Origin of the sequence: Janthinobacterium sp. P210006, assembly GCF_036231885.1 — a bacterium.
Classification (GTDB): Bacteria; Pseudomonadota; Gammaproteobacteria; order Burkholderiales; family Burkholderiaceae_D; genus Janthinobacterium; species Janthinobacterium violaceinigrum.
In genome coordinates this window covers 785073-809032 of the sequence record NZ_JAZARD010000001.1, presented here as the reverse complement: position 1 = coordinate 809032, position 23960 = coordinate 785073, and the positions used below count along the sequence as shown (strand labels likewise).

The following is a 23960-nucleotide window of genomic DNA, read 5'->3' as shown; positions in this document are numbered from 1 at the left end:
TCCAACCTTTTCCTGGAGTCATTCCACTGCATTCTGCCGCAATCTTACCTTACGCGCGTACCGCCAGGGCGCACCCGCGCCGTGTTCCATGGCCTTGATACCAATCAAAAAGCATTCGCCGCCCCGGCCTAAGCTACAAGCACCGGCCAAGGACAAGGAGATCACCATGCCAGCGCACCTGATCATCGAAGACGGCCAGCCCTGGTGGTGGGACAGCGCCGATATCTGGGTCGTGCCGGGCAATGATCCGAATGGCCCGCCCGGCGCCCCCATTGCCGGCACCAGCAATTACCTGTGGGGCCGCGTGCACAACACGGGCAACAGCGCCTCGAACGGCGTGCGCGTGGACTTTTACTGGGCCGACCCGTCCGGCCAGATTGCCGTCGGCGCCGCCACGCAGATCGGTTCCGCGTTTGCCGACCTGCCGCCCGGCGCCACGCAGGAAGTGCTGTGCCTGGTGCCCTGGGTGCCCGTCATCGTCAATGGCGGCCACGAATGCCTGCTGGCCGTGGCGCACGGCGCCGGCGACATCAACCCGCTGCCCGATCCCTTGCCCAACGGCTTTCCCTTCCAGCCCACCCTGCACGAGCAGATCGCCCAGCGCAATGTCACCGTGGTGCTGGCGGCGCGGCGCGCGCAGCTGCTGGCCATCGCGGTGGCCGCCCTGCCCCGCGCAGCCAGGAAGGTGGAATTGCTCATCGAACAGGGCGGCGAACTGCCTGCCCGCCTGCTGGCCACCCTGGGCCTGGACCGATGGCAGCCGGCCAAGGAGGCGCGGCTGATCGCGGGGCTGGCGCGCACGCCGCACTGCAATGGCGACGCGCCCGGCGAGCAAAAGCTGGCGCTCGAGGTGCCGCGGGGCCAGGCGCAGGCTGCGTACCTGAGCGTGCGCGCCGAGTCCTTGCCGCCACGCCAATATGCGCTGCTGCGCGTGCTCGAGACGCAGGAAGGCAAGGTCATGGGCGGCATCACGTATATCGTCATTGATCTGGAGAAAGACCAAGCGCAAGCGGCGCACAGCCCCGAGGAGCAGGCATCATGAGCGACACCCCCATGCAGGTGCTGACGCGGCCGTTCGCGATCGAGCCCGTCACCAACATCATGCTGCCGGATGGCATCTTCGACAATGCCATCTATGGCTTGCGCATCGCCGCCCACGTCACCAACATGTCCAGCAGCGCATTGAGCAATGTCACCGTGTACCTGGAAAGCGTGGGAGATCCAGGCATCGTGCCCGTGTCGCGCACCTTTTTCTTTGCCAGCATTCCCGCCGGCGCGGCCATGCTGGTGACGTGGGATGCCGACTTCCAGCATGCGGCGCCCGGCAAGCGCCTGGTCAGCTTTGTCGCCAAGGCGGACGGCTACACGCCGCGCCGCTCGATCCAGCAAATCTTCGTCTCGCAGACGCGCTTTGACAGCGCCACCAATACCTACACCTGCACGGTCGAGGAAGGCACCCTGGAACTGTCCAAGCCGCAGGGCCACCTGCCCGGCAAGCGCTGGGGCAGCACGGGCGGCGACGGGAAAGACTGCCGCTGCCCGCCGGGCCTGGGGCCCATCGTGCCGACCGGCATGACCCTCGTCTGGACGCCGAATCCCGCCTATGCGGGCACGCATGGCGAACTGCCGTTTTCCGACCCGTGGTGGAAAATACTCGCCATCATCATCGCCATCATCGCCGCGCTGGTGGCCATCATTTCCGCCGCGCTCGGTTCCGGCAAAGCCAGCTTCAGCGTGGGCGGCAGCTTCGAGGAAACGGAACCCGACGTGCATTGCTGCTCGCTGGAAGGGGCCGGCTCGGGCCAGCCCGAGTTCACGGTGGCGGGCGTGGCGTCGGCCATCGCCTCGGGCGCCATCGCCGTCGCCTGCTCCGATATCGCGGACCCGTTCTGGCGTGGCCAGGAAGCCACACCGCCCGCCGCAGGGGAACTGACCCTGGCCGAACGCGTAGTGGCGCAGTGGGTCTTGCCCGAAGCGCCGAATGCGGGCCTGCCCTACACGGCCGACATCAGCTGGCAATACGAGCGCTACACCACGGGCGCCACCTACCAGCATGCGGTGAACGAGACGCAGGTCAACATCCATGTGGCCGGTCCCGTGGAAACGGATACGCCCGCCGTCGTGCAAGCCTACGAACCACTGTGGATACGCGCCAGCTTCAAGCGCGACAATGGCGTGGTCTTCCGCGGCCCGGAGCTGTATGCGTTCGTGCTGTTCCAGGCGCCGCAGGGCCTGTATTTCGTGGAATCGCTGACCGACGACGGCCTGGGTTTCGACCCGGGCGCCAACGATGGCGTGTACGCAGGCAGCCTGGACTTGAAGCGGGCTTACCGGACCCTGCTGCAATATGGGCAAAAAGTCTTCGGCACCTGGAGAGTCTTCGTCTTCGCGCAAGACGTCAACCTGACCAAGCCCGGCACGCCGCCGGAAATCGCCGCCCAGCACATCGGCGGCATGTTCGTCGCCAGCGCCATCGAAATCACCTTCGACGACAGCCTGCCCTGCCCGCTCAAGGCGCAGGCTAATATCGTCGTGGTGTGATCGGGTCAAGCGAGGTCGGATTAGCGGGGCAACGCCACGCGCAATCCGACAATATTGTCGGCGTCGCCTGCACGCCAGGAGCGGCCGAGAAAATGCCCAGGGCCAGGCGCCGCCCCGAAGACAGTACTTTAATACAGCGAGGGGCAGGCAACAACGCCCTGGGCGCTTTCCTGGGCACCCTATCAGCCGCTCTTAGACCTTGACAGCGTCAACCTTGGCAATCACCGTGCGGGGAATGATGTCGTTTTCCGGACACGAAGCCATCGCATCCGAATACGCGAGCCAGCGCTGCAGGCTTTCCATGCGGCGGATGGTGATGCCCTTGCCATTGATGTAGCCGATCTGCTCGAAATTGGCGGGACTGGTGGTCAGCTTCGACACGGTGGGCGCATTGTCGACCAGGCGGTCATAGGCCTTGCGCGCCTTGTGCTCCCACTTGGCCAGCACGGGGTCGTCAAAGCGGTTGCTTTCAAAATACACGGTAATGGTGCGGTCGTGGTTGGCAAAGCCGACGATGGCCGCTCCCTTGCGTATAGTCAACAAGACATCTTCCTTGACGCCCGAGACGGGAACGAACACGGCCGCGCGTCCATCCGCATCAGGCCGTTCCATGGGAATATCTTGTCCGATTATGCTCATCACATCACACTCTTCATCATCGCCTGTTGGCTTGTTGTCCCTGCATCACTGAAAGCGTACCGTGAGCGTACCGTGCACATGCGTGCCTTGGCCGCTGCGGCTGGCCGCTTCCAGGCGCGCTGCCATACCCGCTGTCATACCATTTATCAAATAATACATTGCCGTAAAGCACTACACAAGATAATCGACGGCGCGGCAGCCCCGTGTCCTCCGCCGGATGGGGAATGGTGTGCCCAGTGGCAATCGCCTTATAATGCTGCGATTCCTTCACGCCAGACACCTCCGCACCATGACGCTTCCCGAGAATGACACCAGCCGGCTCGATGCCATCAGCGCCGCCGCCACCGAAGTGGCCGCGCAAAACGTGGCCGACCTGCTGGCCATGGCCATCTGTCACCGCCCGGACGAACCGGCCCTGATCGTCTGCGACAAGCGCAGCTGGCTCAATGTCGTGCTGACGGAAGCGTACCGCCAGGCCTTGCCGGACGCCACCTTCGTCGATTTCGACGAGGTCACGCCGGATACCGTGCTGGCCGCGTTTGCCGAACTGCCGGCCGGCAGCCTCGTCGTGCTGATCCAGTCCACCAGCTTCCGCCTGGAAGCGTTCCGCATCCGCATCGAGCTGTTCAAGCGGGGCCTGAAAGTGATCGAGCACGTGCACCTGTCGCGCATGCCCGGCGTGCAGGGACTGCACTACATCGCCTCGCTGGCCTACGACCCCGCCTACTACCGCGGCGTGGGCCATGCACTGAAGGCGCGCATCGACAGCGCCCGCCACGGCATGGTCGACAGCGGCGGCGAACAGCTGGTCTTCGCTTCGCCGTTCGAATCGGCCAAGCTCAATATCGGCGACTACCGCGGCATGAACAATATCGGCGGCCAGTTCCCGCTGGGCGAAGTGTTTACGGAAGCGCAGGACCTGGAAGCGGTGAACGGGCGCGTGCGCATCTTCGTCTTTGGCGATACGCACTTCATGGTCAACCGCCCCGACACGCCGATCACGCTGATCATCGAAAAAGGCAGAGTGACAGGCACGGAAAACGCCACGCCGGAATTTACCGCCATGCTGGAGATCATCCGCGCCCACGAAGGCGAAGTGTGGGTGCGCGAACTGGGCTTCGGCATGAACCGCGCCTTTTCGCGCGAGCAGCTGGTCAACGACATCGGTACGTACGAACGCATGTGCGGCATCCATCTGTCGCTGGGCGCCAAGCACGGCGTCTATACAAAACCCCAGTTCAAGCGCAAGGATGCGCGTTACCACGTCGACATCTTCGCCGTCACCGAAGCCGTGTACCTGGACGACGAGCGCGTGTATGCCGATGGCGCGTGGACGGTGGAACCCGTCGCACTCAATTGAGCCTCAATTGAACCTTCGCTGACCCTCAGCTGAAAAATCCGGCCGCTGCCAGCTCGCGGTCCCACGGCGGCACGGGCTGGTATTCGGCCACCAGGAAATCGATCAGCGCGCGCACCTTGGGCGATGGCTGGCGGCTGGCCGGATACAGGGCGCTCAAGTGATTCAGGGGCAGTTCCCAATCGGACAGCACGGGCACCAGGCTGCCATCGAGCAGATTGCGCCAGGCCAGGAACGTGGTGCTGTAGACGATGCCCAATCCCCGCTGCGCCGCCTGGTGCAGCACCAGGCCATTGTTCGCCGTAAAACCCGCCTGCACGCGCACGCTGACCTCCTCGCGCCGCTCCCCGACTCCCTTCTGAAAATGCCAGTTCGTGCCATCGGTCAGGTGGCTGAAGTGCAGGCATTGATGCTTCAACAGATCCTGCGGCGCCTGCGGCACGCCCCATTGCGCCAGGTAGGCGGGGCTGGCGCACAGCACGGCGCGGCAAGGCGCCAGCGGGCGCATGGCCAGCGCGCTGCTGTCCGGGATGCCACCCACGCGGATGGTCAGGTCAAAACCGTGGCGTATGGGGTCGAGCAGGGCATCGTCGACAAACAGTTCGGCCTGCACCTGCGGGTGCAGCAGGCTGAAACGGGCGACGGCATCGGCCAGCCACGCGCTGCCGAAACTCGATGGCGCCTGGATGCGCAGCGGCCCGGCCAAACCGGCTCCCGCCTGCGCCACGTGCGCCACCATGCGCGCCGCTTCCTGTGCCTGGCTGACGGTGGCCATGCACGGCGCCAGATAGGCGCGACCCGCGTCCGTCAGGCTCACTTCGCGCGTGGAGCGGTGCAGCAGGCGCGCATCGAGGCGCTCTTCCAGCTGCATGATGGTCTTGCTGACCATGGCACGCGTCAGGCCCAGGCGCTGCCCCGCCACGGTAAAGCTGCGCTGGCGCGCCACTTCGACAAAGATTTCCATCGCTTTTAATTGATCCATGTCAAAGATTGTCTTCGTTTTGACGACAATCTGTCAACCGCGGGGCGATTGTTTGCGGCCCCCGCCCATCCTACAATGGCGCTTTCCATTGACCTCCGGAGCCGCCGCCATGCTAACGATCGAACAACAAGAACAGTACCAACGCGACGGCTACATCATCCTGCCCGGCTTCAAGGGGGCGGATGAAATCGCCGCCCTGCGCGCGCGCGCCGAACAGATTGTCAACGAATTCGATCCCAGCCAGAGTCAATCCATTTTCACCACGCGCGACCAGGCAAAGAACACCAACGATTATTTTCTCGCGTCCGACAACACCATCCGCTGCTTCTTCGAGGAAGAAGCGTTCGGCGCGGACGGCCAGCTGAAGCAGGCAAAGTCCCTGTCGATCAACAAGATCGGCCACGCCATGCATGACCTGGACCCCGTCTTCCGCAGCTTTTCCAGCGACCCGAAACTGGCCGCAGTGGCGCGCGACCTGGGCCTGGCGGATGCGCAGGTGTGGCAATCGATGTACATCTTCAAGCAGCCCGGCATCGGCGGCGAAGTGCGCTGGCACCAGGACGCCACATACTTCGAGACCACGCCCATCAGCGTGACCACCTTCTGGTTCGCGCTGGAAGACGCGACCCTGGAAAACGGCTGCCTGTGGGCGGAACCGGGCGGCCACCGCGGCCCCCTGCGCGAGCGCTTCATCCGCAACGGCGATCAGGTGCGCGTGGAAAAACTCGACACCACGCCCTGGCCCGACGACAGCACGGCCGTGCCGCTGGAAGTCAAGGCCGGCGCCCTCGTCTGCTTCCACGGCTTGCTGCCCCATTACAGCGCGCCGAACCGCTCGCCCGTCTCGCGCCACGCTTATACTTTGCACGCGACAGACGGCCAGACCGAGTACGCGGCCCACAACTGGATACAGCGCGACGCGGCGTTCCCCGTGCGGGGCTTCGTCTGATGCGCATCGAAGTCTACGCCGCCCACTGGGGCAATAACGAGCTGGCGCCCGAGGTCTTCATCGACAAGGTACTGGCGGCCGGCTTCGACGGCATCGAAATGTCGCTGCCGCTGGACGCCGCCCTGCGCGGGGAATGGACGGACAGCATTGCCAGGGCGGGACTGCAGCTGATCGCCGCACAGTGGGAAACCGTGTTCCACAGCGATTTCGAGCTGCACCGCGCGGCCCTGGCCGACCTGCTGGAGAACGCCTGTTTGGCGCGCCCCGTGCTGGTCAACACGCACACGGGCAAGGATTTCTATACGCCGGCGCAAAACGCGCAGCTGCTCGACCTGGCCGCCGCCATCTCGGAAAAGCACGGCGTGCCCATCGTGCATGAAATCCACCGCAGCCGCTTTTCCGGCCATCCGATGCTGCTGCTGCCCTACCTGGCGCAGTATCCTGCGTTGCCATTGACGGCCGACCTGTCGCACTGGTGCTGCGCCTGCGAATCCCTGCTGGAAGACCAGCCGCAGACCCTGGCGCAAGTGCTGCCGCTGGTGCGCCACGTGCATGCGCGCGTGGGCCATGCCCAAGGGCCGCAGGTGGCCGACTTCCGCGCGCCGGAAGCAAAAGCGGCGCTCGACGCCCACCTGGCGTGGTGGGATGCCATCGTCGCGCTGCGCCGCGCAGCCGGCGCCGCGCGCATGACGTTCACGCCCGAATTCGGCCCCGCGCCGTATTTGCAAACGCTGCCCTGGACGCAACAGCCGGTGGCCGACGCCTGGGAACAGAACGTCGCCATGCTGCAGCTGCTGCGCCAGCGCTATCCCGCGGAGTGAGAAAGCTGCGGAGGCGGCGCAAAATTGGCCTGCACGAAATCGATGAAGGCGCGCAGCGGCGCTGGCAAATGGCGCCGGCCCGCATAGTATAAAAACGGACCGGGAAAAGGCATCGCCCAGTCTTCCAGCACCGGCTGCAGCTGGCCCGCATCGATATACGGCTGCAGCCACTCTTCAAACAGATACACCAGTCCATGGCCGGCGACGGCCATGCTGACCGCGAGGTCGGCCGCCGTCGGCGTGACGATCAATGGGCCGTCCGGCTCCACGCTCACTTTTTGCCCGTCGCGCTCGAACTCCCACGGTGGAATCGCGCCGCTGAGGAATTTCCCCAGCAGGCAGGCGTGCTGTAGCAGGTCGCGCGGATGCATGGGCACGCCCCGCTGCGCCAGGTAGGACGCTGCGCCCGCCACCGCAAAGCGCTGCGTGCGGGGGCCGATCGGGATGGCGATCATGTCCTGCTCCAGCCGCTCGCCATAGCGAATGCCCGCGTCGCAGCCACTGGCGACGACGTCGACAAAATTATTATCGACCACCAGCTCGACCCGGATCTGCGGATAGGCGCGCAGGAACTGGTCGACCATGGGCTGCAAGAAGAAGCGCGCCGCGATGACGGGCACGTTCAGGCGCAAGGTGCCGCGCGGGCTGTCGCGCAAGTCGTTCAGCACGTCGAGCGCGCTGCTTACTTCATCGAGCGCGGGACCCAGGCGCGTCAGCAGCAATGCGCCGGCGGCTGTCGGCGTGACGCTGCGCGTCGTGCGTTCCAGCAGGCGGATGCCCAATTGCTGCTCCAGCCGGCGCAGCGCCTCGCTCAGCGCCGACGCGGACTGGCCGCTGGCGCGCGCGGCCTGGCGGAACCCCTGGTGGCGGGCCACCTGGGCAAAGGCGGCCAGGTCGGCCATGGAAGGACTGTCTGCATGCATGGGGATTCTCACTGTGCGTAATTCACTGGACGTAATTCACTGTACGTAATTGAGTACAGCCTGTGCCGGATTGACCCGATTATCATACAGCGCAATCGCCGTTACGATGGCTGCTCCTGTCCTCGACCACCACACCGGAGCTTCCATGCACACCTCTTCCCCCGCCCTCGCCCCATTCACGCCCGCCCATTGCGACATCGCGTTCAACCGCACCGGCTACGGCGCCATGCAGCTGGCCGGCCCGCACGTCTGGGGTCCGCCGAAGGACCGCGCCGCCGCCGTCGCCGTGCTGCGCGAAGCGGTCGAACTGGGCGTCAACCATATCGACACGTCGGACTTTTACGGCCCGCATATCACCAACCAGATCATCCGCGAAGCGCTGCACCCGTACCGCAGCGGCTTGACCATCGTCACCAAGATCGGCTTCATGCGCGGTGCCGACCAGTCCTGGCTGTCGGCCGCGTCGCCGCAACAGCTGCGCGACGCCGTGCACGACAACCTGCGCAACCTGGGCCTGGACGTGCTCGACGTCGTCAACCTGCGCGCGCCGGGCATCGCCGGCCCGGACGGCTCGTCGCTTGCCGAGCCGCTGTCCGTGCTGGTGCAGCTGCAGCGGGAAGGCCTGGTGCGCCATATCGGCCTGTCCAACGTCGATGCCGGCCAGGTGACCGAGGCACAGCGGATCAGCCCCATCGTCTGCGTGCAGAACCACTACAATCTGGCGCACCGCGCGGACGATGCGCTGATCGACACGCTGGCCGCGCAAGGCATCGCCTACGTGCCGTTCTTCCCCCTGGGCGGCTTTTCGCCGCTGCAGTCCGATGCCCTGAACCAGGTGGCAGCTGCCATGCAGGCCACGCCGATGCAGGTGGCGCTGGCCTGGCTGCTGCAGCGCGCGCCGAATATGCTGGTCATTCCCGGCACCTCGTCGGTGGCGCACCTGCGCGAAAACATCGCGGCCGGCGCGCTCAGGCTCGACGCGCAGGCGCTGGCGGCATTGAATACCCTGTGACGCCGCCAGGCAGCAGGGTGGCGCGGTAGCTTGCAACTAAGTAGCGCGCTATATATACTGTGCCCATGGATACCACCACCGCCCCCAACCCGCTGCACCAGGTGCCGCGCCTGGACAGCCAGCTGTGCTTTGCGCTGTACTCGACTTCGCTCGCCATGAACAAGCTGTACCGCAAGCTGCTGCGCAAGCTGGGTCTGACCTATTCGCAATACCTGGTGATGATGGTGCTGTGGGAACGCGACGGCCTGACCGTGTCGGAAGTGGGCGAGCGCCTGTTTCTCGACTCGGCCACCCTGACGCCCCTGCTCAAGCGCATGGAGCAATCGGGCCTGCTGACGCGCACGCGCGCGGCCAGCGACGAACGCCAGGTCATCATTTCCCTGACAGAACATGGCGACCAGCTGCGCCACGAAGCGGCCCTGCTGCCCGAGGCCATCCTGACGGCCAGCCACTGCAGCGTGGAACAAGTTGTGGACATGAAACAACAACTGAACCAGTTGCGCGACAGCCTGATGAAAAGTGAGTAAACGCCCCGCTTTTCCGAGCAAAATCAGGCAGACACGTGCTTCGGCTGCGCATGGCAAATGCTGGCGCGAAATCCGCCTTTCTTTATTACAAATCGATACAAGGATGGCCTCACCCTGCGTATAGAATAGTTGCCACTATTTCCTTACAACAACATCAGGGTGACTATGCGCATACCTTTCGGCTCCGTAGCCTCGCTGGCTTTCTGCTTTACCGTCTCGGCCTTCGCTGCAGAGCCATTCGACGACAAGTTCCGCCAGCTCGAAGAGATACTGCCCACCCCGAATACCTACCGCACCGCGTCCGGCGCGCCGGGCCACGCCTACTGGCAGCAGCGCGCCGACTACACGATCCGCGCCACCCTGGACGAAGCCAAACGCGAAATCGCCGGCAGCGGCACCATCACCTACCATAACCAGTCGCCCGACACGCTCGGCTACCTGTGGGTGCAGCTGGACCAGAATATCTACAAGCCCGATTCCGACGCGCGCCGCGTGGCCACGGCGCCATCGCGCCAGGCCTGGGCCAGGACGGCAGGCGAAGACACGATGAAGTTCGAAGGCTTGCGCGGCATCCTCGCGCGCGGCGACTTCCAGGGCGGCTTCAATATCCGCCGCTTGGCAGGCGCGGATGGCCAGCCCCTGAAGTACGTAATCAACCGCACCATGATGCGCATCGACCTGCCGCAGCCCCTGAAGCCGGGCCAGGATTTCGTCTTCCAGATCGACTGGGATTACCGCATCAACGAACAGAAGGTGCTGGGCGGACGCGCCGGCTATGAAGTCTTCGACGACAAGAACGCCCTGTTCGAAGTGGCGCAGTGGTTTCCCCGCATGGCGGCCTATTACGACGCGGCCGGCTGGCAGCACAAGCAGTTCCTCGGCTCGGGCGAATTCACGCTGGAATTCGGCGACTACGACGTGCAGCTGACGGTGCCGGCCGACCATATCGTCGCCTCCACGGGCGAGCTGCAAAATCCGCAGGACGTGCTGTCTTCCGCCCAGCGCGAACGCCTGGAAAAAGCGCGCACCAGCGACAAGCCCGTCGTCATCGTCACGCAAAAAGAGGCGGAAGCGGCCGAAAAGTCCGTCAGCCGCGCGCAAAAGACCTGGCACTTCAAGGCGGCCAACGTGCGCGACTTCGCCTGGGCCTCGAGCCGCAAGTTCATCTGGGATGCGCAGGGCTACAACAAGGGCGGCAGCAAGCTGATGGCCATGTCCTACTACCCGAAAGAGGGCAACCCGCTGTGGGAAAAGTACAGCACGCAAGCCATCGTGCACACGATCGAGCAGTACAACAAGTACAGCATCGACTACCCGTATCCGACGGCCATTTCCGTCAACGGCCCCGTGGGCGGCATGGAGTATCCGATGATCTCCTTCAACGGCCCGCGCCCCGTCAAGGACAAGAAGACGGGCGAGCTGACCTACTCCAAGCGCACAAAATATGGCCTGATCGGCGTGATCATCCACGAGGTGGGCCATAACTACTACCCGATGATCATCAACTCGGACGAGCGCCAATGGACGTGGATGGACGAAGGCCTCAACACCTTCGTGCAATACCTGGCGCAGCAGGCGTGGGAAGAAAACTACCCGGCCTCGCGCGGCGAGCCGCGCGAGATCGTCGACTACATGCGTAGCCGCGACCAGGTGCCCATCATGACCAATTCCGAGTCATTGCTGCAGTTCGGCAACAACGCCTATGCCAAGCCGGCGGCGGGCCTGAACATCCTGCGCGAAACCATCCTCGGGCGCGAGCTGTTCGACTACGCGTTCAAGGAGTATGCGCAGCGCTGGAAGTTCAAACGCCCGACGCCCGCCGACTTTTTCCGCACCATGGAAGACGCCTCCGGCACGGACCTGGACTGGTTCTGGCGCGGCTGGTTCTACACCACCGACCCGGTCGACATCAGCATCGACGGCATCACCGAATATGGCGTGAGTTCGAAAAATCCGGACACGGAAAAGGCGTGGAAGAAGGCGCAGAAGGATGCGCAGCCCGAATCCGTCACGAGCCGCGCCAACAAGGGCATGCCGCGCCGGGTCGACGCGCACCCGGAGCTGAAGGATTTCTACAACCAGCACGACGATTTTACCGTCACCAACAAAGACCGCAACGCCTACGCCGAAGCGCTGGCCGGCCTGGAACCGTGGGAAAAGGATTTGCTGAAACAGGGCAAGCACCTGTACCTGGTCGACCTGTCGAACCTGGGCGGCATGGTCATGCCCCTGATACTGGAAATCGAACTGAAAAGCGGCAAGAAATACGTGGAACGCGTGCCGGCCGAAGTGTGGCGCTATTCGCCGAAAAAAATCACCAAGGTCGTCATCACCGACGAGCCGATGGTGGGCCTGGTGCAGGACCCGTACTGGGAAACGGCCGATATCGATACCAGCAACAATAGCTGGCCGCGCAAGATCACGCCATCGCGCCTGGAACTGTTCAAGAGCGAAAAATCGCCCAAGGATAACCTGATGCGCGATTTTAGTACGCCGTTGAAAGGCAAGAACGGCGGCGCGGACAAGGGCGACGAAGCGTGATGCGCTGGCGCCTCCTCGCGGCCAGCCTGCTGGCCAGCGCCAGCATGGCGGCCGGCGCGCACAATTTCCACATGGGTATCGCCGACATCAGCTATAACGCGGCCAGCGGCAGCACCGAAGTGGTGCATACCTATACGGGCCACGACGTCGAGGCGCTGCTGACGCAGCTGTACCAGCGCCAGTTCGACCTGGGCCAGGAAGACAGCGAAGCGGCGCTGCGCCGCTATGTCGACAAACAGTTCTACCTCGTGGCGCCGGACGGCAAGCGCCTGCGCCTGGCATGGGTCGGCATGAAGGTCAATGCCGACAACGTGGTGATCTTCCAGGAGATCGAGCACACGCGCCTGGCGCCCGCCACGCGCATCCACAACCAGTTGCTGATCGATTTCCTGCCCAGCCAGCGCAACACCCTCAACGTGCAGGACAGCGGCACCATCCAGACGCTGATTTTCGACCGCCAGAATACGGAACTGCCGATCCGCTAACCAGCGGCAGGCAGCCCGCCGGGGCCCCGCCCCGCCACTTCCAGACACCCATGACGCCACGCTACCTTTCCCTCCTCCTCGCCGCCCTGTTTTTACCTGCCGCCCACGCCGACGACATCTTCCAGCGCGTGCTGGTCGACGGTTCGCGCCTGAACCAGCTGGGCGTGGCCGATTCGGCCAACGCGGGCAGCGTCACGCAAAAGCAGCTCGATGCGCGCACCAGCTACCGGCCCGGCGAACTGCTCGAAGCCGTGCCGGGCCTGATCGTCAGCCAGCATAGCGGCGAAGGCAAGGCCAACCAGTTTTACCTGCGCGGCTTCAACCTCGACCACGGCACGGACTTGCGCACCACCGTCGACGAGATGCCCGTCAACCAGCGCAGCCATGGCCACGGACAGGGCTGGACGGACCTGAATTTCCTCATCCCCGAACTGGCCATGCGCCTCGATTACAAAAAAGGGCCGTACTCGGCGGCGCAAGGCGATTTCTCCTCGGCCGGAGCGGCCTCCGTCATCTATGCGAACCGCCTGACGCAGGGCATCGCCAGCGTGGGCATCGGGCAAAACGGCTTTCGCCGCGCCCTGCTGGCCGATTCGTTCGATGCGGGCGACGGCAGCCTGCTGTACGCGCTCGAAGCGCAGCACAACGATGGCCCGTTCACGCAGCCGGACCGCTACCGCAAGCTCAATGGCGTGCTGCGCTACAGCGAAGGCTATGCCAACAACGGCTACAACGTCACGGCCATGGCGTACGACGCCAGCTGGAATGCCACCGACCAGATTCCGCTGCGCGCCGTGCAGGACGGCACGCTGGGTCGCTTCGACGCCATCGATGCCAGCGACGGCGGCAAGGCGCAGCGCTACAGCCTGTCCGGCGCCTGGCGCCAGACGACGGACGACGTCTCGTCCAGGGTCAGCGCCTACGTGATCGCCAACCGCCTGGCCCTGTTCTCGAATTTTACGTATGCGATGGAGGACCCCGTCAACGGCGACCAGTTCGCCCAGCCCGACCGGCGCGTGACGGCCGGCCTCGATGCCAGCCACACCTGGCACCGCCACACGGACAGGGGCAGCAGCGACACCACGATCGGCCTGCAGCTGCAGAACGACAATATCCACAATGGCCTGTACAACACGCGGCAGCGGCAGATCGTATCGAGCACGCGGCAAGACCATATCGTTGAAACCAGCATCGGCGTGTATGGCGAAAACAGCACGCGCTGGTCGCGCTGGCTGCGCACCGTGGCCGGCCTGCGCGCGGACGTCTACCGCTTCGACGTGCGCAGCGACCGCGCCGCCAATTCGGGCCAGGCCAGCGACCATTTGTTCAGCCCCAGCCTGAGCGTGATCGCCGGTCCATGGCGCGACACGGAAGCGTATATCAACATTGGCAATGGTTTTCACAGCAACGACGCGCGCGGCACGACGATCACGGTCGACCCGAAGACGGGCGAGGCGGCCGACAAGGTCACGCCCCTGGTGCGCTCGCGCGGCCTGGAACTGGGTTTACGCAGCGCCGCCATCGCCGGCCTGCAAACGTCGCTGTCGCTGTACCGCCTGGACTTCGATTCCGAGCTGCTGTTCATCGGCGACGCCGGCGCCACGGAGGCGGGCCGCCCCAGCCGCCGCTACGGCGTCGAGTTTTCCAGCTATTACAAGGCGGCCAGCTGGCTGTCGCTGGACCTGGACCTCGCCTATGCGCGGGCACGCTCGCGCGGCAGCGACCCGGCGGGAGACTACATCCCGGGCGCCATCGAAGGCGTGGCCCAGCTGGCCATGACGGTGACGCCGTCCGGACCATGGTCGGGCTCCCTGCGCCTGCGCTACTTCGGCCCGCGCCCCCTCATTGAAGACAACAGCGTGCGCTCGGCGGCCAGCGTGGGCTTGAACGGGCGCATCGCCTACCAGGTCGACAAGACCTTGCGCGTGGAGCTGGAAGGCTACAACCTGGCCAACCGGCGCGACTCGGCCATCGATTACTACTATGCCTCGCGCCTGCCCGGCGAAGCGCAGCCCGTCGACGATATCCACTTCCATCCGGTGGAGTCGCGCTCGCTGCGCCTGACCCTGGTAAAGAATTTTTAACTCAACAAGAATAATTCCTATCGGACCCGACACAAGAGTTGCCGCGAAGTCGTAGAATGCCAGGCTGGATCAACTGATACCGGCCGCATGCCGGCCCGCACCGCCATGAGCACTTCCGCACCGATCTTTACCGACCCGTCCCGCGTCAAGGATGCCTTGCGCGATGACGGCTATGCCGTCTTGCGCCCCCAGGACGTGGCCGCGCTGGCCGGCTGCCCGCTGGCCGCGCTGCGCGCGCTCGAGCCCAGCTGGAACGCGCTGGCGCTGGACAATTACCTGAAGGATGGCGGCCGCTACCGCCGCCGGCGCCACTCGTGCTTCGTGCAGGATGGCGAGCGCCTGACGCAGACGGCGCACCGTCCGCACTGGCAACCGGTGGAATACAACGCCCTGCACGGCGGCATGCACCGGCTGTTCGAGCCGGTCGAGCCGTCCGTGGTCGCGCAGGCGGCCTGGCAGCAGCTGATCCGCGCGCTGGGCGACGCCTGCTCCCAGGTCAAGGGACAGCAGCCGTGGTTCATCGAGGCGCACCAGTTCCGCATCGATACGACCGATGGCATCGGCCGCCCCACGCCGGAAGGCGCGCATCGCGACGGCGTCGATTTCGTCGCCGTGCTGCTGATCGGACGCGAGCAGATCAAGGGCGGCGAGACGCGCATCTTCGAAGCCAACGGCCCCAACGGCAAACGCTTTACCCTGACGGAGCCATGGTCGCTGCTGCTGCTCGACGATGCCGCCGTGATCCATGAATCGACGCCGATCCAGCCCATCGGCGAACATGGCCACCGCGACACGCTCGTGCTTACCTATCGCGCAGGCCAGTTCCAGGGCGAGAATTAACAAGCGGCCACAGCATTCCCTGTGGCCAAAATAGTTACTTGGAAGTTACTTTTACAGACCTAAATCCGATATAGTCACAGGATGTCGATATTGCGCGCTCACCGCGCCCAGCATCACCACACTGAAATTCTAGGAGAGGTCTGTGGACTCCAACAACCAAATCAAGCCGGACGAAATCGAGATCCTGATCGTCGAGGATAGCCCGACCCAGGCGGAGCGCTTGCGCCGCCTGATCCAGTCCCTGCACTACAATGCGCGCGTGGCGGCCAACGGCCAGCTGGCCCTGGCCGCCATCCGCGAACGCAAGCCGCACCTGGTGCTGTCCGATATCGTCATGCCTGAAATGAATGGCTACGACCTGTGCCGCGCCATCAAGTCCGACCCGACCCTGCGCGACATTCCCGTCATCCTCGTCACCTCGCTCAACGACCCGAAGGACATCATCCGCGGCATCGAGTGCGGCGCCGACAATTTCATCCGCAAGCCCTACGCGGAAGACTACCTGCTCAACCGCATCAGCCACATGCTGATGAACCAGAAGCTGCGCAAGAACCAGAATGTGGAAATCGGCATCGCCCTGTACCTGGGCGACCAGAAGCATTTCATCAATGCGGAGCGCCAGCAGATCCTCGACCTGCTCATCTCCACCTATGAGCAGGCGGTGCAGGTCAACGGCGAACTGCAGGCGCGCGAACGCCAGGTGATCGAGCTGAACATGCGCCTGGCGCACCATGCGGCCGAACTGGAAACCATCAACCGCGAAATCGCCCTGAAAAACCTGGAGCTGGCCGAGGCCAGCCGCATGAAGTCGGCCTTCATCGCGAACATGTCGCATGAACTGCGCACGCCGCTCAACGCCATCATCGGGTTTACGGGCGCGCTACTGATGAAACTGCCCGGCCCCCTGACGTCCGACCAGGACAAGCAGCTCAACACCATCCGCGCCAGCGCGCGCCATCTGCTCTCGCTGATCAACGACATCCTCGACGTGGCCAAGATCGAGGCGGGCAAGCTGACCCTGTCGATCGAACCCGTGCACTGTCAGGAACTGATGGCCGAAGTGGCCGACACCCTGCGCCCCCTGGCCCAGCAAAAGGGCCTGGCCCTGGAAATGGCGCTGGGAGAAGAAGGCCAGCCGCCCGCCATCATCGACACGGACCGCCGCGCGCTGACGCAGATCCTCATCAACCTGCTCAACAACGCCATCAAGTTCACGGAACAGGGCACGGTGCGCATCAGCCTTGCCCAGCGCGAGGAAGACGACGTGCTGGTGACGGAAATGAGCATCGCCGACAGCGGCGCCGGCATCAAGGAAGAAGACCAGGCCAAGCTGTTCCAGGCCTTCTCGCAGCTCGACTCCACCTCCACGCGCCACGTGGAAGGCGCGGGACTGGGCCTGTACCTGTGCCAGAACCTGGCCAACGCCATCGGCGGCGCCCTGTTCTTCAACAGCGACTACGGCTCGGGCAGCACCTTTACGCTGGCCCTGCGCAGCAAAGCCTGATCTTCTGTGCACCGCAACATGAAGTCTGCTTTTTTTACGGCCTGGGAGAGACTGATACCGTAGTTTTACTGTATTGCACCGCACCATTTTTAGCGCTATAGTGGAACTGTCTCCTCCAATTCGTTCTCCGAACATTGGATTACGCCCGCGAATACAACCGCGGGCTTTTTTTTGCCCGCGTTTTACCGCATCTTCATCTTTCCTTAACTAAATCAACTGATTTAGTTATATCAAACGCTTGAGATATGTGTTTAAATCTCCGGCATGATTGAAAAAAACATTTCCCACACACCACACGCTGACGACGGGCGCAAGCCCCGTTCCGATGGCGAGCAATCGCGTGAGCGGCTGCTGCATAGCGCCATCCGCCTGTTTGCCGAACAGGGCTACGCCAAGACCTCCACGCGCGAACTGGCGCAGGCGGCCGGCACGAACGCGGCCGCCATCAGCTACTATTTTGGCGACAAGGCGGGCCTGTACCGCGCCGCCTTCGCCCAGCAGTCGGCCAACCCGCAAGACAATATCGCCCTGTACGAGCAACCGCATTTCACCCTGCGCCAAAGCCTGGAAGGCTTTTATGCGCAGCTGCTCGCCCCCATGCAGCAGGGCGAGATCGCGCGCGACTGCATGCGCCTGTGGTGCCGCGAGATGCTCGAGCCGACGGGCCTGTGGGCACGCGAGATCGACCAGAACATCCGTCCCGAGCACGAAGCGCTCACGCGCGTGCTGGCGCGCCACCTGGGCGCGCCCGACGACAGCGACGACATGCACCGCCTGGCCTTCTCCATCGCCTCGCTGGCCCTGCAGCACATGGTCGGCGCCGAGGTACTGCACACCCTGCGCCCGCAGCTGCTGGAAACGCCGCGCGCCATCGACACCTGGCTGGCGCGCATGACCGACTATGCGCTGGCCATGGCCGACGTGGAACGCCGGCGCCTGGCCCTTTCCCCCTCTACCGCTCAACGACAAGCAGAAGGACAAGCATGACGACTATTCGATGCACCGTTCAACGCGCCCTGGCCGCCAGCATCGTGCTGGTGCTGGGTGGCTGCGCCCTGCAGGGGCCGCCCGCGGCGGTGGCGGCCAGCGCGCCCGCGCAGTGGCAGGCGCCGCTGCCGCATAACGGCAGCCTGACGGACCTGGCCAGCTGGTGGCAGCACCAGGGCGACGGCCTGCTGGTGGAACTGATCGCCGACGCGCAGCAGGTCAGCCCCACCATCGCCGCCGCCAGCACGCGCATCGTGCAGGCGCGCGCGGACCGGGTCGCCAGCGGCGCCGCGCTGGCGCCCACGCTGGATGCCACAGGCAGCGTGGTGCGCACCAGCCAGCAGTCGGCGCAGCCCGGCGGCACCACCTCGCAGGCGGCGCTGCAGGCGTCGTGGGAAATCGACGTGTTTGGCGCCAACCGCGCCACGCGCGATGCGGCGCAGGAGCGCTACGACAGCGCGCGCGCGGGCTGGCATGACGCCCGCGTTTCCGTGGCGGCCGAAGTGGCGAACCAGTACTACGCCTTGCGCACCTGCCAGCAATTGCAGGCAGTGGCGGAACAGGATGCCGTCTCGCGCCGCGACTCGGCACGCCTGACGGAACTGAGCGCCGGCGCCGGCTTCCAGCCGCCCGCCAACGCGGCGCTGGCCCGCGCCAGCGCCGCGGAAGGCGCCAGCCGCGCCATCGAGCAGCGCGCCGCCTGCGACGTGAACGTCAAGGCGCTGGTGGCCCTGTCGGCCATGCCGGAAGCGTCGCTGCGCCAGAAACTGGCGGCCAGCCCCGCCATCCTGCCTTCGCCCGTGGCGATTGCCGAACTGCCGGCGCAAACCCTGGGCCAGCGTCCCGACATCTACAGCGCCGAACGCGAAGTGGCGGCCGCCAGCTTCGAAGTGCACGGCGCGCAGGCGCAGCGCTATCCACGCCTGAGCCTGGCCGGTTCCATCGGCAAGGGCAATATCCGCTCCGGCGGCACCAGCATCACGGCCAGCACCTGGAGCATCGGCCCGCTGGCCGTCAGCCTGCCCATCTTCGACGGCGGCACCCGCCGCGCCCAGGTCGATGCGGCCACGGCGCGCTACGACGAAGCCGTGGTCAAGTACCATGCCGGCGTGCGCCAGGCCGTGCGCGAAGTGGAAGAAGCACTGGTCAACCTGGCCAGCACGGACGAGCGCAGCGGCCACGCGAAAACGGCGCTGGAAGGCTACCGCGTGTCGTTTGTCGCCACCGAGGACCGCTACAAGAATGGCCTGGCCAGCCTGATCGAACTGGAAGACGCGCGCCGCACGCGCCTGGCCGCCGAAAACACCGTGGTGAACCTGGAGCGCGAACGCAGCGCCGCCTGGGTAGCGCTGTACCGCGCCGCCGGCGGCGGCTGGAACAGCAGCAGCGCCAACCCCATCGCCCATAACGCCCCCTGACGGATACGACAACATGAAAAAAATGACCTTGAAACCCATGGCGCTCTCCCTTGCCGCCCTGTGCGTGATGCTGGGCGCGGGCGTGGCCCTGTACCCTTCGGCCTCCACGGCGGCCGACGATGCCAAAGACAAGCACGCGGCGCAGAAACCGGCCCTCACCGTCACCACGGCCAAGCCGCAGACGGCCAGCCTGCCCATCAAGCTGAACGCCAACGGCAACGTGGCCGCCTGGCAGGAAGCCGTCATCGGCAGCGAATCGAACGGCTTGCGCCTCACCGAGGTGCGCGTGAATGTCGGCGACGTGGTGCGCGCCGGCCAGGTGCTGGCCGTGTTCTCGAACGACACGGTCAATGCCGACGTGGCGCAGGCGAAAGCGGCCGTGCTGGAAGCGGAAGCAAATGCCCTTGAGGCGGCGGCCAACGCGCAGCGCGCCCGCTCGCTGCAAAGCACGGGCGCCATCAGCGCGCAGCAGATCAGCCAGTACCTGACGGCCGAACAGACGGCCAACGCGCGCATCGCGTCCGCCAAGGCGCAGCTGGCGTCGCAGCAGCTGCGCCTGAAATACACGCAGGTGGTGGCGCCCGACAGCGGCATCATCTCTGCGCGCTCGGCCACCGTCGGCTCCGTCGTGGGCGCCGGCACGGAACTGTTCCGCATGATCCGCCAGGGCCGCCTCGAATGGCGCGCCGAAGTGACGGCCACTGAACTGCTGAACCTGAAACCGGGCACCCTGGCGCAGGTCAAGGCATCCAACGGCAGCGTTTTGACGGGCAAGGTGCGCATGATCGCCCCGACCGTCGATCCGCAAACCCGCTCCGCCCTCGTGTACGTGGACCTGCCGGCCAGCAGCGGCAACAATGCGCCATTCAAGGCCGGCATGTACGCCAGCGGCGAATTTGAACTGGGCACCTCGGGCGCGCTGACGGTGCCGCAGCAGGCGATTGCCGTGCGCGACGGCTTCAGCTACGTCTTCCGCCTGAATGCCGACCAGCGCGTCAGCCAGATCAAGGTGCAGGCCGGGCGGCGCCTGAGCGACCGCATCGAGATCACGCAAGGCATCACGGCCGATACCACCATCGTCGTCAGCGGCGCGGGCTTCCTCAATGACGGCGATCTGGTGCGCAATGTGGCGACGCCAGCGGCGGCCAAGCCCGTTGCGCCGGCCACCGTGGCAGCGAAAAAGTAAGGCCAGCCATGAACTTTTCCTCCCTCTCGATCAAGAACCCGATCCCGGCCATCATGCTGTTCGCGCTGCTGACCCTGGCCGGCTTGCTGGCCTACAAGGCCAATCCGGTGCAGGATTTCCCCGACATCGAACTGCCCATCGTCACCGTCAGCGCGGTGCTGCCCGGCGCCGCGCCGGCCCAGCTGGAAACGGAAGTGGCGCGCAAGATCGAAGACTCCGTCGCCACCCTGCAAGGCGTGAAGAACATCTACACCAAGGTGCTCGACGGCGTCGTCACGGTGACCGTCGAATTCATCCTGGAAAAGCAGATCGCCGAAGCCGTCAACGACGTACGCGACGCCGTCGCCCGCGTCAAGGCGGACATGCCGGCCGAACTGCGCGACCCCACCGTCACCAAGGCGTCCACGGCCGGGCGCGTGGTGCTGACCTTCATCGCCACGGCGAAAGGGGGCGTCGACAATCCGCTCGACGCGCCCGACCTGTCCTGGTTCGTCGACAACACGGTGGCCAAGCGCCTCTTGACGGTGCCCGGCGTGGGCGCCGTCACCCGCGTGGGCGGCGTCTACCGCGAGATCCAGGTGGAGCTCGACGAGGCGCGCATGGCGGCGCTGAAAGTGTCGGCGCTCGACGTCTCGCGCCAGCTGCGCCTGGTCCAGCGCGAAGCGCCCGGCGGGCGGGGCGACATCAGCGGCGCCGAGCAATCGGTGCGCACCATCGCCACCGTCAAGACGGCCGATGAACTGTCGCGCGTGGAAGTGCCGCTGCCGGACGGACGCCACGTGCGCCTGGACCAGGTGGCCACCGTGCGCGACACCATCGCCGAGCCGCGCGCGCTGGCCGAGCAGGATGGCAAGACCGTGGTCGCCTTCGAGGTCTTCCGCACCAAGGGCGCCAGCGAAGTGGCCGTCGCCAAGGGCGCGCGCGAAGCCATCGCCGACCTGCAGAAGGAAAACCCCAGCGTCGTGCTGCAGCAATCGATCGACAATGCCTTCCCCGTCGAGGAAAACTTCGACGGCTCGATGGAGCTGCTGTACGAAGGCGCACTGCTGGCCGTGCTGGTGGTGTGGTGGTTCCTGCGCGACTGGCGCGCCACCCTGGTCGCCGCGGCCGCCCTGCCCCTGTCCGTGATGCCGGCCTTCCTCGGCATCTACTGGTTCGGCTACACGCTCAATACCGTCACCCTGCTGTCGCTGGCGCTGGTGGTCGGCGTGCTGGTCGACGACGCCATCGTGGAAATCGAAAACATCGAGCGCCATCTGCGCATGGGCAAGTCGCCCATGGAAGCGGCCATGGAAGCGGCCGACGAAATCGGCATGGCGGTGATCGCCACCACCTTTGCGCTGGTGGCCGTGTTCCTGCCGACGGCCTTCATGAGCGGCATTCCCGGCCTGTTCTTCAAGCAGTTCGGCTGGACGGCCGTGCTGGCCGTGCTGGCCTCGCTGGTGGTGGCGCGCCTGCTCACGCCGATGATGGCCGCCTACATCCTGAAACCGCTGCCGCACAAGGAAGAACAGGATGGCTGGCTGATGACGCGCTACCTGAAGGTCATGCGCTGGTGCCTGAACCACCGCGGCACCACGGCCATCGCCGCAGCCCTGTTCTTTGTCGGCGCCATCGCGCTCGTGCCGCTGTTGCCGACGGGTTTCGTGCCGGCCGCCGACCGCGCCCAGACGCAGATCAACCTGGAACTGCCGCCCGGCTCCACCCTGGCCGAAACACAGGCCGTGGCGGCCATGGCACGCGATGCGGCCATGCGCACGCCAGGCATCAAGGGCGTCTTCAGTTCGATTGGCGGCGGTTCCAGCGGCGACGCCTTCGCGCCCGGCGCGGCGGCCGAGGCGCGCCGCGCCGTGCTGACCCTGACCACCGTGCACCGCACGGAGCGCAAGGAATCGATGGCGGGCCTGGAAACGCAGCTGCGCCACAAGCTCGATACGATACCGGGCGCCCGCTTCACGGTGGGACCGCCCGACACGGGCGTCAAGATGCAGCTGGTGCTGCGCTCGGAAGATCCCGTGGCACTGATGGCGGCGGCACAGAAGGTCGAGCGCGAGCTGCGCGGCCTGAAAGGCATCGGCAACGTCAATTCCAGCGCTTCGCTGGTGCGCCCGGAGATCATCGTGCGCCCTGATTTTGCCAAGGCGGCAGACCTGGGCGTGACGGCGGCGGCCATCGGCGAGACGGTGCGCGTGGCCACGGCCGGCGACTACGACACGGACCTGACGAAGATGAACCTGCCCGAGCGGCAGGTGCCGATCCGCGTCAAGCTGCCCAACAGCGTGCGCGCCGACCTGGCCGCCATCGAGCGCCTGACCGTGCCGGGCAAGAATGGCCCCGTGCGCCTGGCGAACGTGGCGAGCGTGACGATGGAAAGCGGTCCCGCGCAGATCGACCGCCTGAACCGCAGCCGCAACGTGACCCTCGACGTGGAACTCGGTTCGCGCACCCTCGGCGAATTGAACGAGGAAGCGCGCGCGCTGCCGTCGATGAAGAATCTGCCGCCGTCCGTGAAGATCGCCGAACTGGGCGACGCGCAGGAGATGGCCTCGCTGTTCGCCAGCTTTGGCCTGGCCATGCTGATCGGCGTGCTGTGCATCTATTGCGTGCTGGTGCTGCTGTTCAAGGACTTCATGCAGCCGGTGACCATCCTGGCGGCGCTGCCGCTGTCGATCGGCGGCGCCTTCGTGGCCCTCCTGATCACGGGCAGCGCCCTGTCGATGCCGTCGATGATCGGCCTGATCATGCTGATGGGGATCGTCACCAAGAACTCGATCCTGCTGGTCGACTATGCGATCCTGGCGCGCCAGGCCGGCATGAACCGCTTCGATGCGCTGGTCGACGCCTGCCACAAGCGCAGCCGGCCCATCCTGATGACAACGATCGCCATGGGCGCCGGCATGATGCCGCTGGCGCTGGGCTGGGGCGCCGACCCCAGCTTCCGTTCGCCGATGGCCATCACCGTCATCGGCGGCCTGATCACGTCGACCTTGCTCAGCCTGCTGGTGGTGCCGGCCGTGTTCACCTACATCGACGACCTTGAGCACCTGCTCAAGCGCGGCATGGCGAAACTGCGCCGCCACAAGGCGCCCCTGCGGCGCGATGAGCAGGTGGCGCTGGAAAAATAAGCGCCACCGCGGATGGCAAAATCGCCCCCTGCGGACAAG

General features: G+C 65.3%; 19 protein-coding genes. 16 read left to right on the top strand and 3 right to left on the bottom strand.

All coding sequences use genetic code 11. The annotated features are described in order from the left end of the window. The first annotated feature begins 166 nt into the window (after nucleotides 1–166). Nucleotides 167–1042, top strand: coding sequence for a hypothetical protein (locus tag VPH41_RS03570; protein WP_328568989.1), 876 nt, complete (start codon nucleotides 167–169; stop codon nucleotides 1040–1042). After that, nucleotides 1039–2541, top strand: coding sequence for a hypothetical protein (locus VPH41_RS03565; protein WP_328568988.1), 1503 nt, complete (start codon nucleotides 1039–1041; stop codon nucleotides 2539–2541). The genes VPH41_RS03570 and VPH41_RS03565 overlap by 4 nt, the downstream gene beginning before the upstream one ends. Before the next feature lie 192 nt (nucleotides 2542–2733). Here the strand turns inward: VPH41_RS03565 and VPH41_RS03560 are convergent, their stop codons facing one another. Beyond that, a complete protein-coding gene (locus VPH41_RS03560; protein ID WP_152284411.1) occupies nucleotides 2734–3153 on the bottom strand; it encodes a hypothetical protein in 420 nt (139 codons plus the stop codon). Nucleotides 3154–3469: 316 nt separating this feature from the next. Here VPH41_RS03560 and VPH41_RS03555 point away from each other — a divergent pair, with 316 nt between their 5' ends. Then, nucleotides 3470–4540 (top strand): hypothetical protein, encoded by a 1071-nt coding sequence (locus tag VPH41_RS03555; protein ID WP_328568987.1) that lies wholly within the window; start codon nucleotides 3470–3472, stop codon nucleotides 4538–4540. Nucleotides 4541–4565: 25 nt separating this feature from the next. On the opposite strand, the gene VPH41_RS03550 is transcribed toward VPH41_RS03555, so the two are convergent. Then, nucleotides 4566–5519, bottom strand: a complete 954-nt coding sequence (locus VPH41_RS03550) for a LysR family transcriptional regulator (protein ID WP_226941521.1) — start codon at nucleotides 5517–5519, stop codon at nucleotides 4566–4568. A 109-nt stretch (nucleotides 5520–5628) separates the two neighbouring features. On the opposite strand from VPH41_RS03550, the gene VPH41_RS03545 reads away from it, so the two are divergent. Together VPH41_RS03545 and VPH41_RS03540 are read left to right on the top strand one after the other, a co-directional pair. Then, nucleotides 5629–6468 carry a phytanoyl-CoA dioxygenase family protein gene (locus VPH41_RS03545; protein ID WP_328568986.1) on the top strand — a complete coding sequence of 280 codons (840 nt, stop codon included), beginning with the start codon at nucleotides 5629–5631 and terminating at the stop codon, nucleotides 6466–6468. Continuing rightward, complete coding sequence (locus VPH41_RS03540) at nucleotides 6468–7289, top strand: sugar phosphate isomerase/epimerase family protein (protein WP_328568985.1); 822 nt, start codon at nucleotides 6468–6470, stop codon at nucleotides 7287–7289. The genes VPH41_RS03545 and VPH41_RS03540 overlap by 1 nt, the downstream gene beginning before the upstream one ends. On the opposite strand, the gene VPH41_RS03535 is transcribed toward VPH41_RS03540, so the two are convergent. Then, a complete protein-coding gene (locus tag VPH41_RS03535) occupies nucleotides 7274–8212 on the bottom strand; it encodes a LysR family transcriptional regulator (RefSeq protein WP_328568984.1) in 939 nt (312 codons plus the stop codon). The two genes, VPH41_RS03540 and VPH41_RS03535, sit on opposite strands and share 16 nt — an antisense overlap. Nucleotides 8213–8357: 145 nt before the next feature. Here VPH41_RS03535 and VPH41_RS03530 point away from each other — a divergent pair, with 145 nt between their 5' ends. From VPH41_RS03530 to VPH41_RS03480, 11 genes are all read left to right on the top strand, one after another. Then, nucleotides 8358–9224 (top strand): oxidoreductase, encoded by an 867-nt coding sequence (locus tag VPH41_RS03530; protein WP_328568983.1) that lies wholly within the window; start codon nucleotides 8358–8360, stop codon nucleotides 9222–9224. A gap of 65 nt (nucleotides 9225–9289) precedes the next feature. Next, nucleotides 9290–9751 (top strand): MarR family winged helix-turn-helix transcriptional regulator, encoded by a 462-nt coding sequence (locus tag VPH41_RS03525; protein ID WP_287779716.1) that lies wholly within the window; start codon nucleotides 9290–9292, stop codon nucleotides 9749–9751. Nucleotides 9752–9916: 165 nt separating this feature from the next. Then, entirely contained in the window at nucleotides 9917–12292 is a 2376-nt protein-coding gene (locus VPH41_RS03520; protein ID WP_328568982.1) for a M1 family metallopeptidase, read from the top strand. Beyond that, nucleotides 12292–12777, top strand: coding sequence for a DUF6702 family protein (locus VPH41_RS03515; RefSeq protein WP_287779711.1), 486 nt, complete (start codon nucleotides 12292–12294; stop codon nucleotides 12775–12777). Before VPH41_RS03520 ends, VPH41_RS03515 begins: the two co-directional genes overlap by 1 nt. 50 nt (nucleotides 12778–12827) lie before the next feature. Then, nucleotides 12828–14861, top strand: coding sequence for a TonB-dependent receptor (locus tag VPH41_RS03510; protein ID WP_328568981.1), 2034 nt, complete (start codon nucleotides 12828–12830; stop codon nucleotides 14859–14861). A 105-nt stretch (nucleotides 14862–14966) separates the two neighbouring features. Further along, nucleotides 14967–15701: a 2OG-Fe dioxygenase family protein gene (locus tag VPH41_RS03505; protein WP_152284439.1), complete on the top strand. Its 735-nt coding sequence runs from the start codon at nucleotides 14967–14969 to the stop codon at nucleotides 15699–15701. Between the two features lie 142 nt (nucleotides 15702–15843). After that, nucleotides 15844–17205, top strand: coding sequence for a hybrid sensor histidine kinase/response regulator (locus tag VPH41_RS03500; protein ID WP_152284421.1), 1362 nt, complete (start codon nucleotides 15844–15846; stop codon nucleotides 17203–17205). A 264-nt stretch (nucleotides 17206–17469) separates the two neighbouring features. Next, entirely contained in the window at nucleotides 17470–18192 is a 723-nt protein-coding gene (locus VPH41_RS03495) for a CerR family C-terminal domain-containing protein (protein ID WP_328568980.1), read from the top strand. Further along, nucleotides 18189–19610 carry an efflux transporter outer membrane subunit gene (locus tag VPH41_RS03490; RefSeq protein WP_328568979.1) on the top strand — a complete coding sequence of 474 codons (1422 nt, stop codon included), beginning with the start codon at nucleotides 18189–18191 and terminating at the stop codon, nucleotides 19608–19610. The genes VPH41_RS03495 and VPH41_RS03490 overlap by 4 nt, the downstream gene beginning before the upstream one ends. Nucleotides 19611–19623: 13 nt before the next feature. Next, on the top strand, nucleotides 19624–20796 hold the full coding sequence (locus VPH41_RS03485) for an efflux RND transporter periplasmic adaptor subunit (protein WP_328568978.1): 1173 nt from the start codon (nucleotides 19624–19626) through the stop codon (nucleotides 20794–20796). Nucleotides 20797–20804: 8 nt separating this feature from the next. Then, on the top strand, nucleotides 20805–23921 hold the full coding sequence (locus VPH41_RS03480) for an efflux RND transporter permease subunit (protein ID WP_328568977.1): 3117 nt from the start codon (nucleotides 20805–20807) through the stop codon (nucleotides 23919–23921). The last annotated feature ends 39 nt before the right edge of the window (nucleotides 23922–23960 follow it).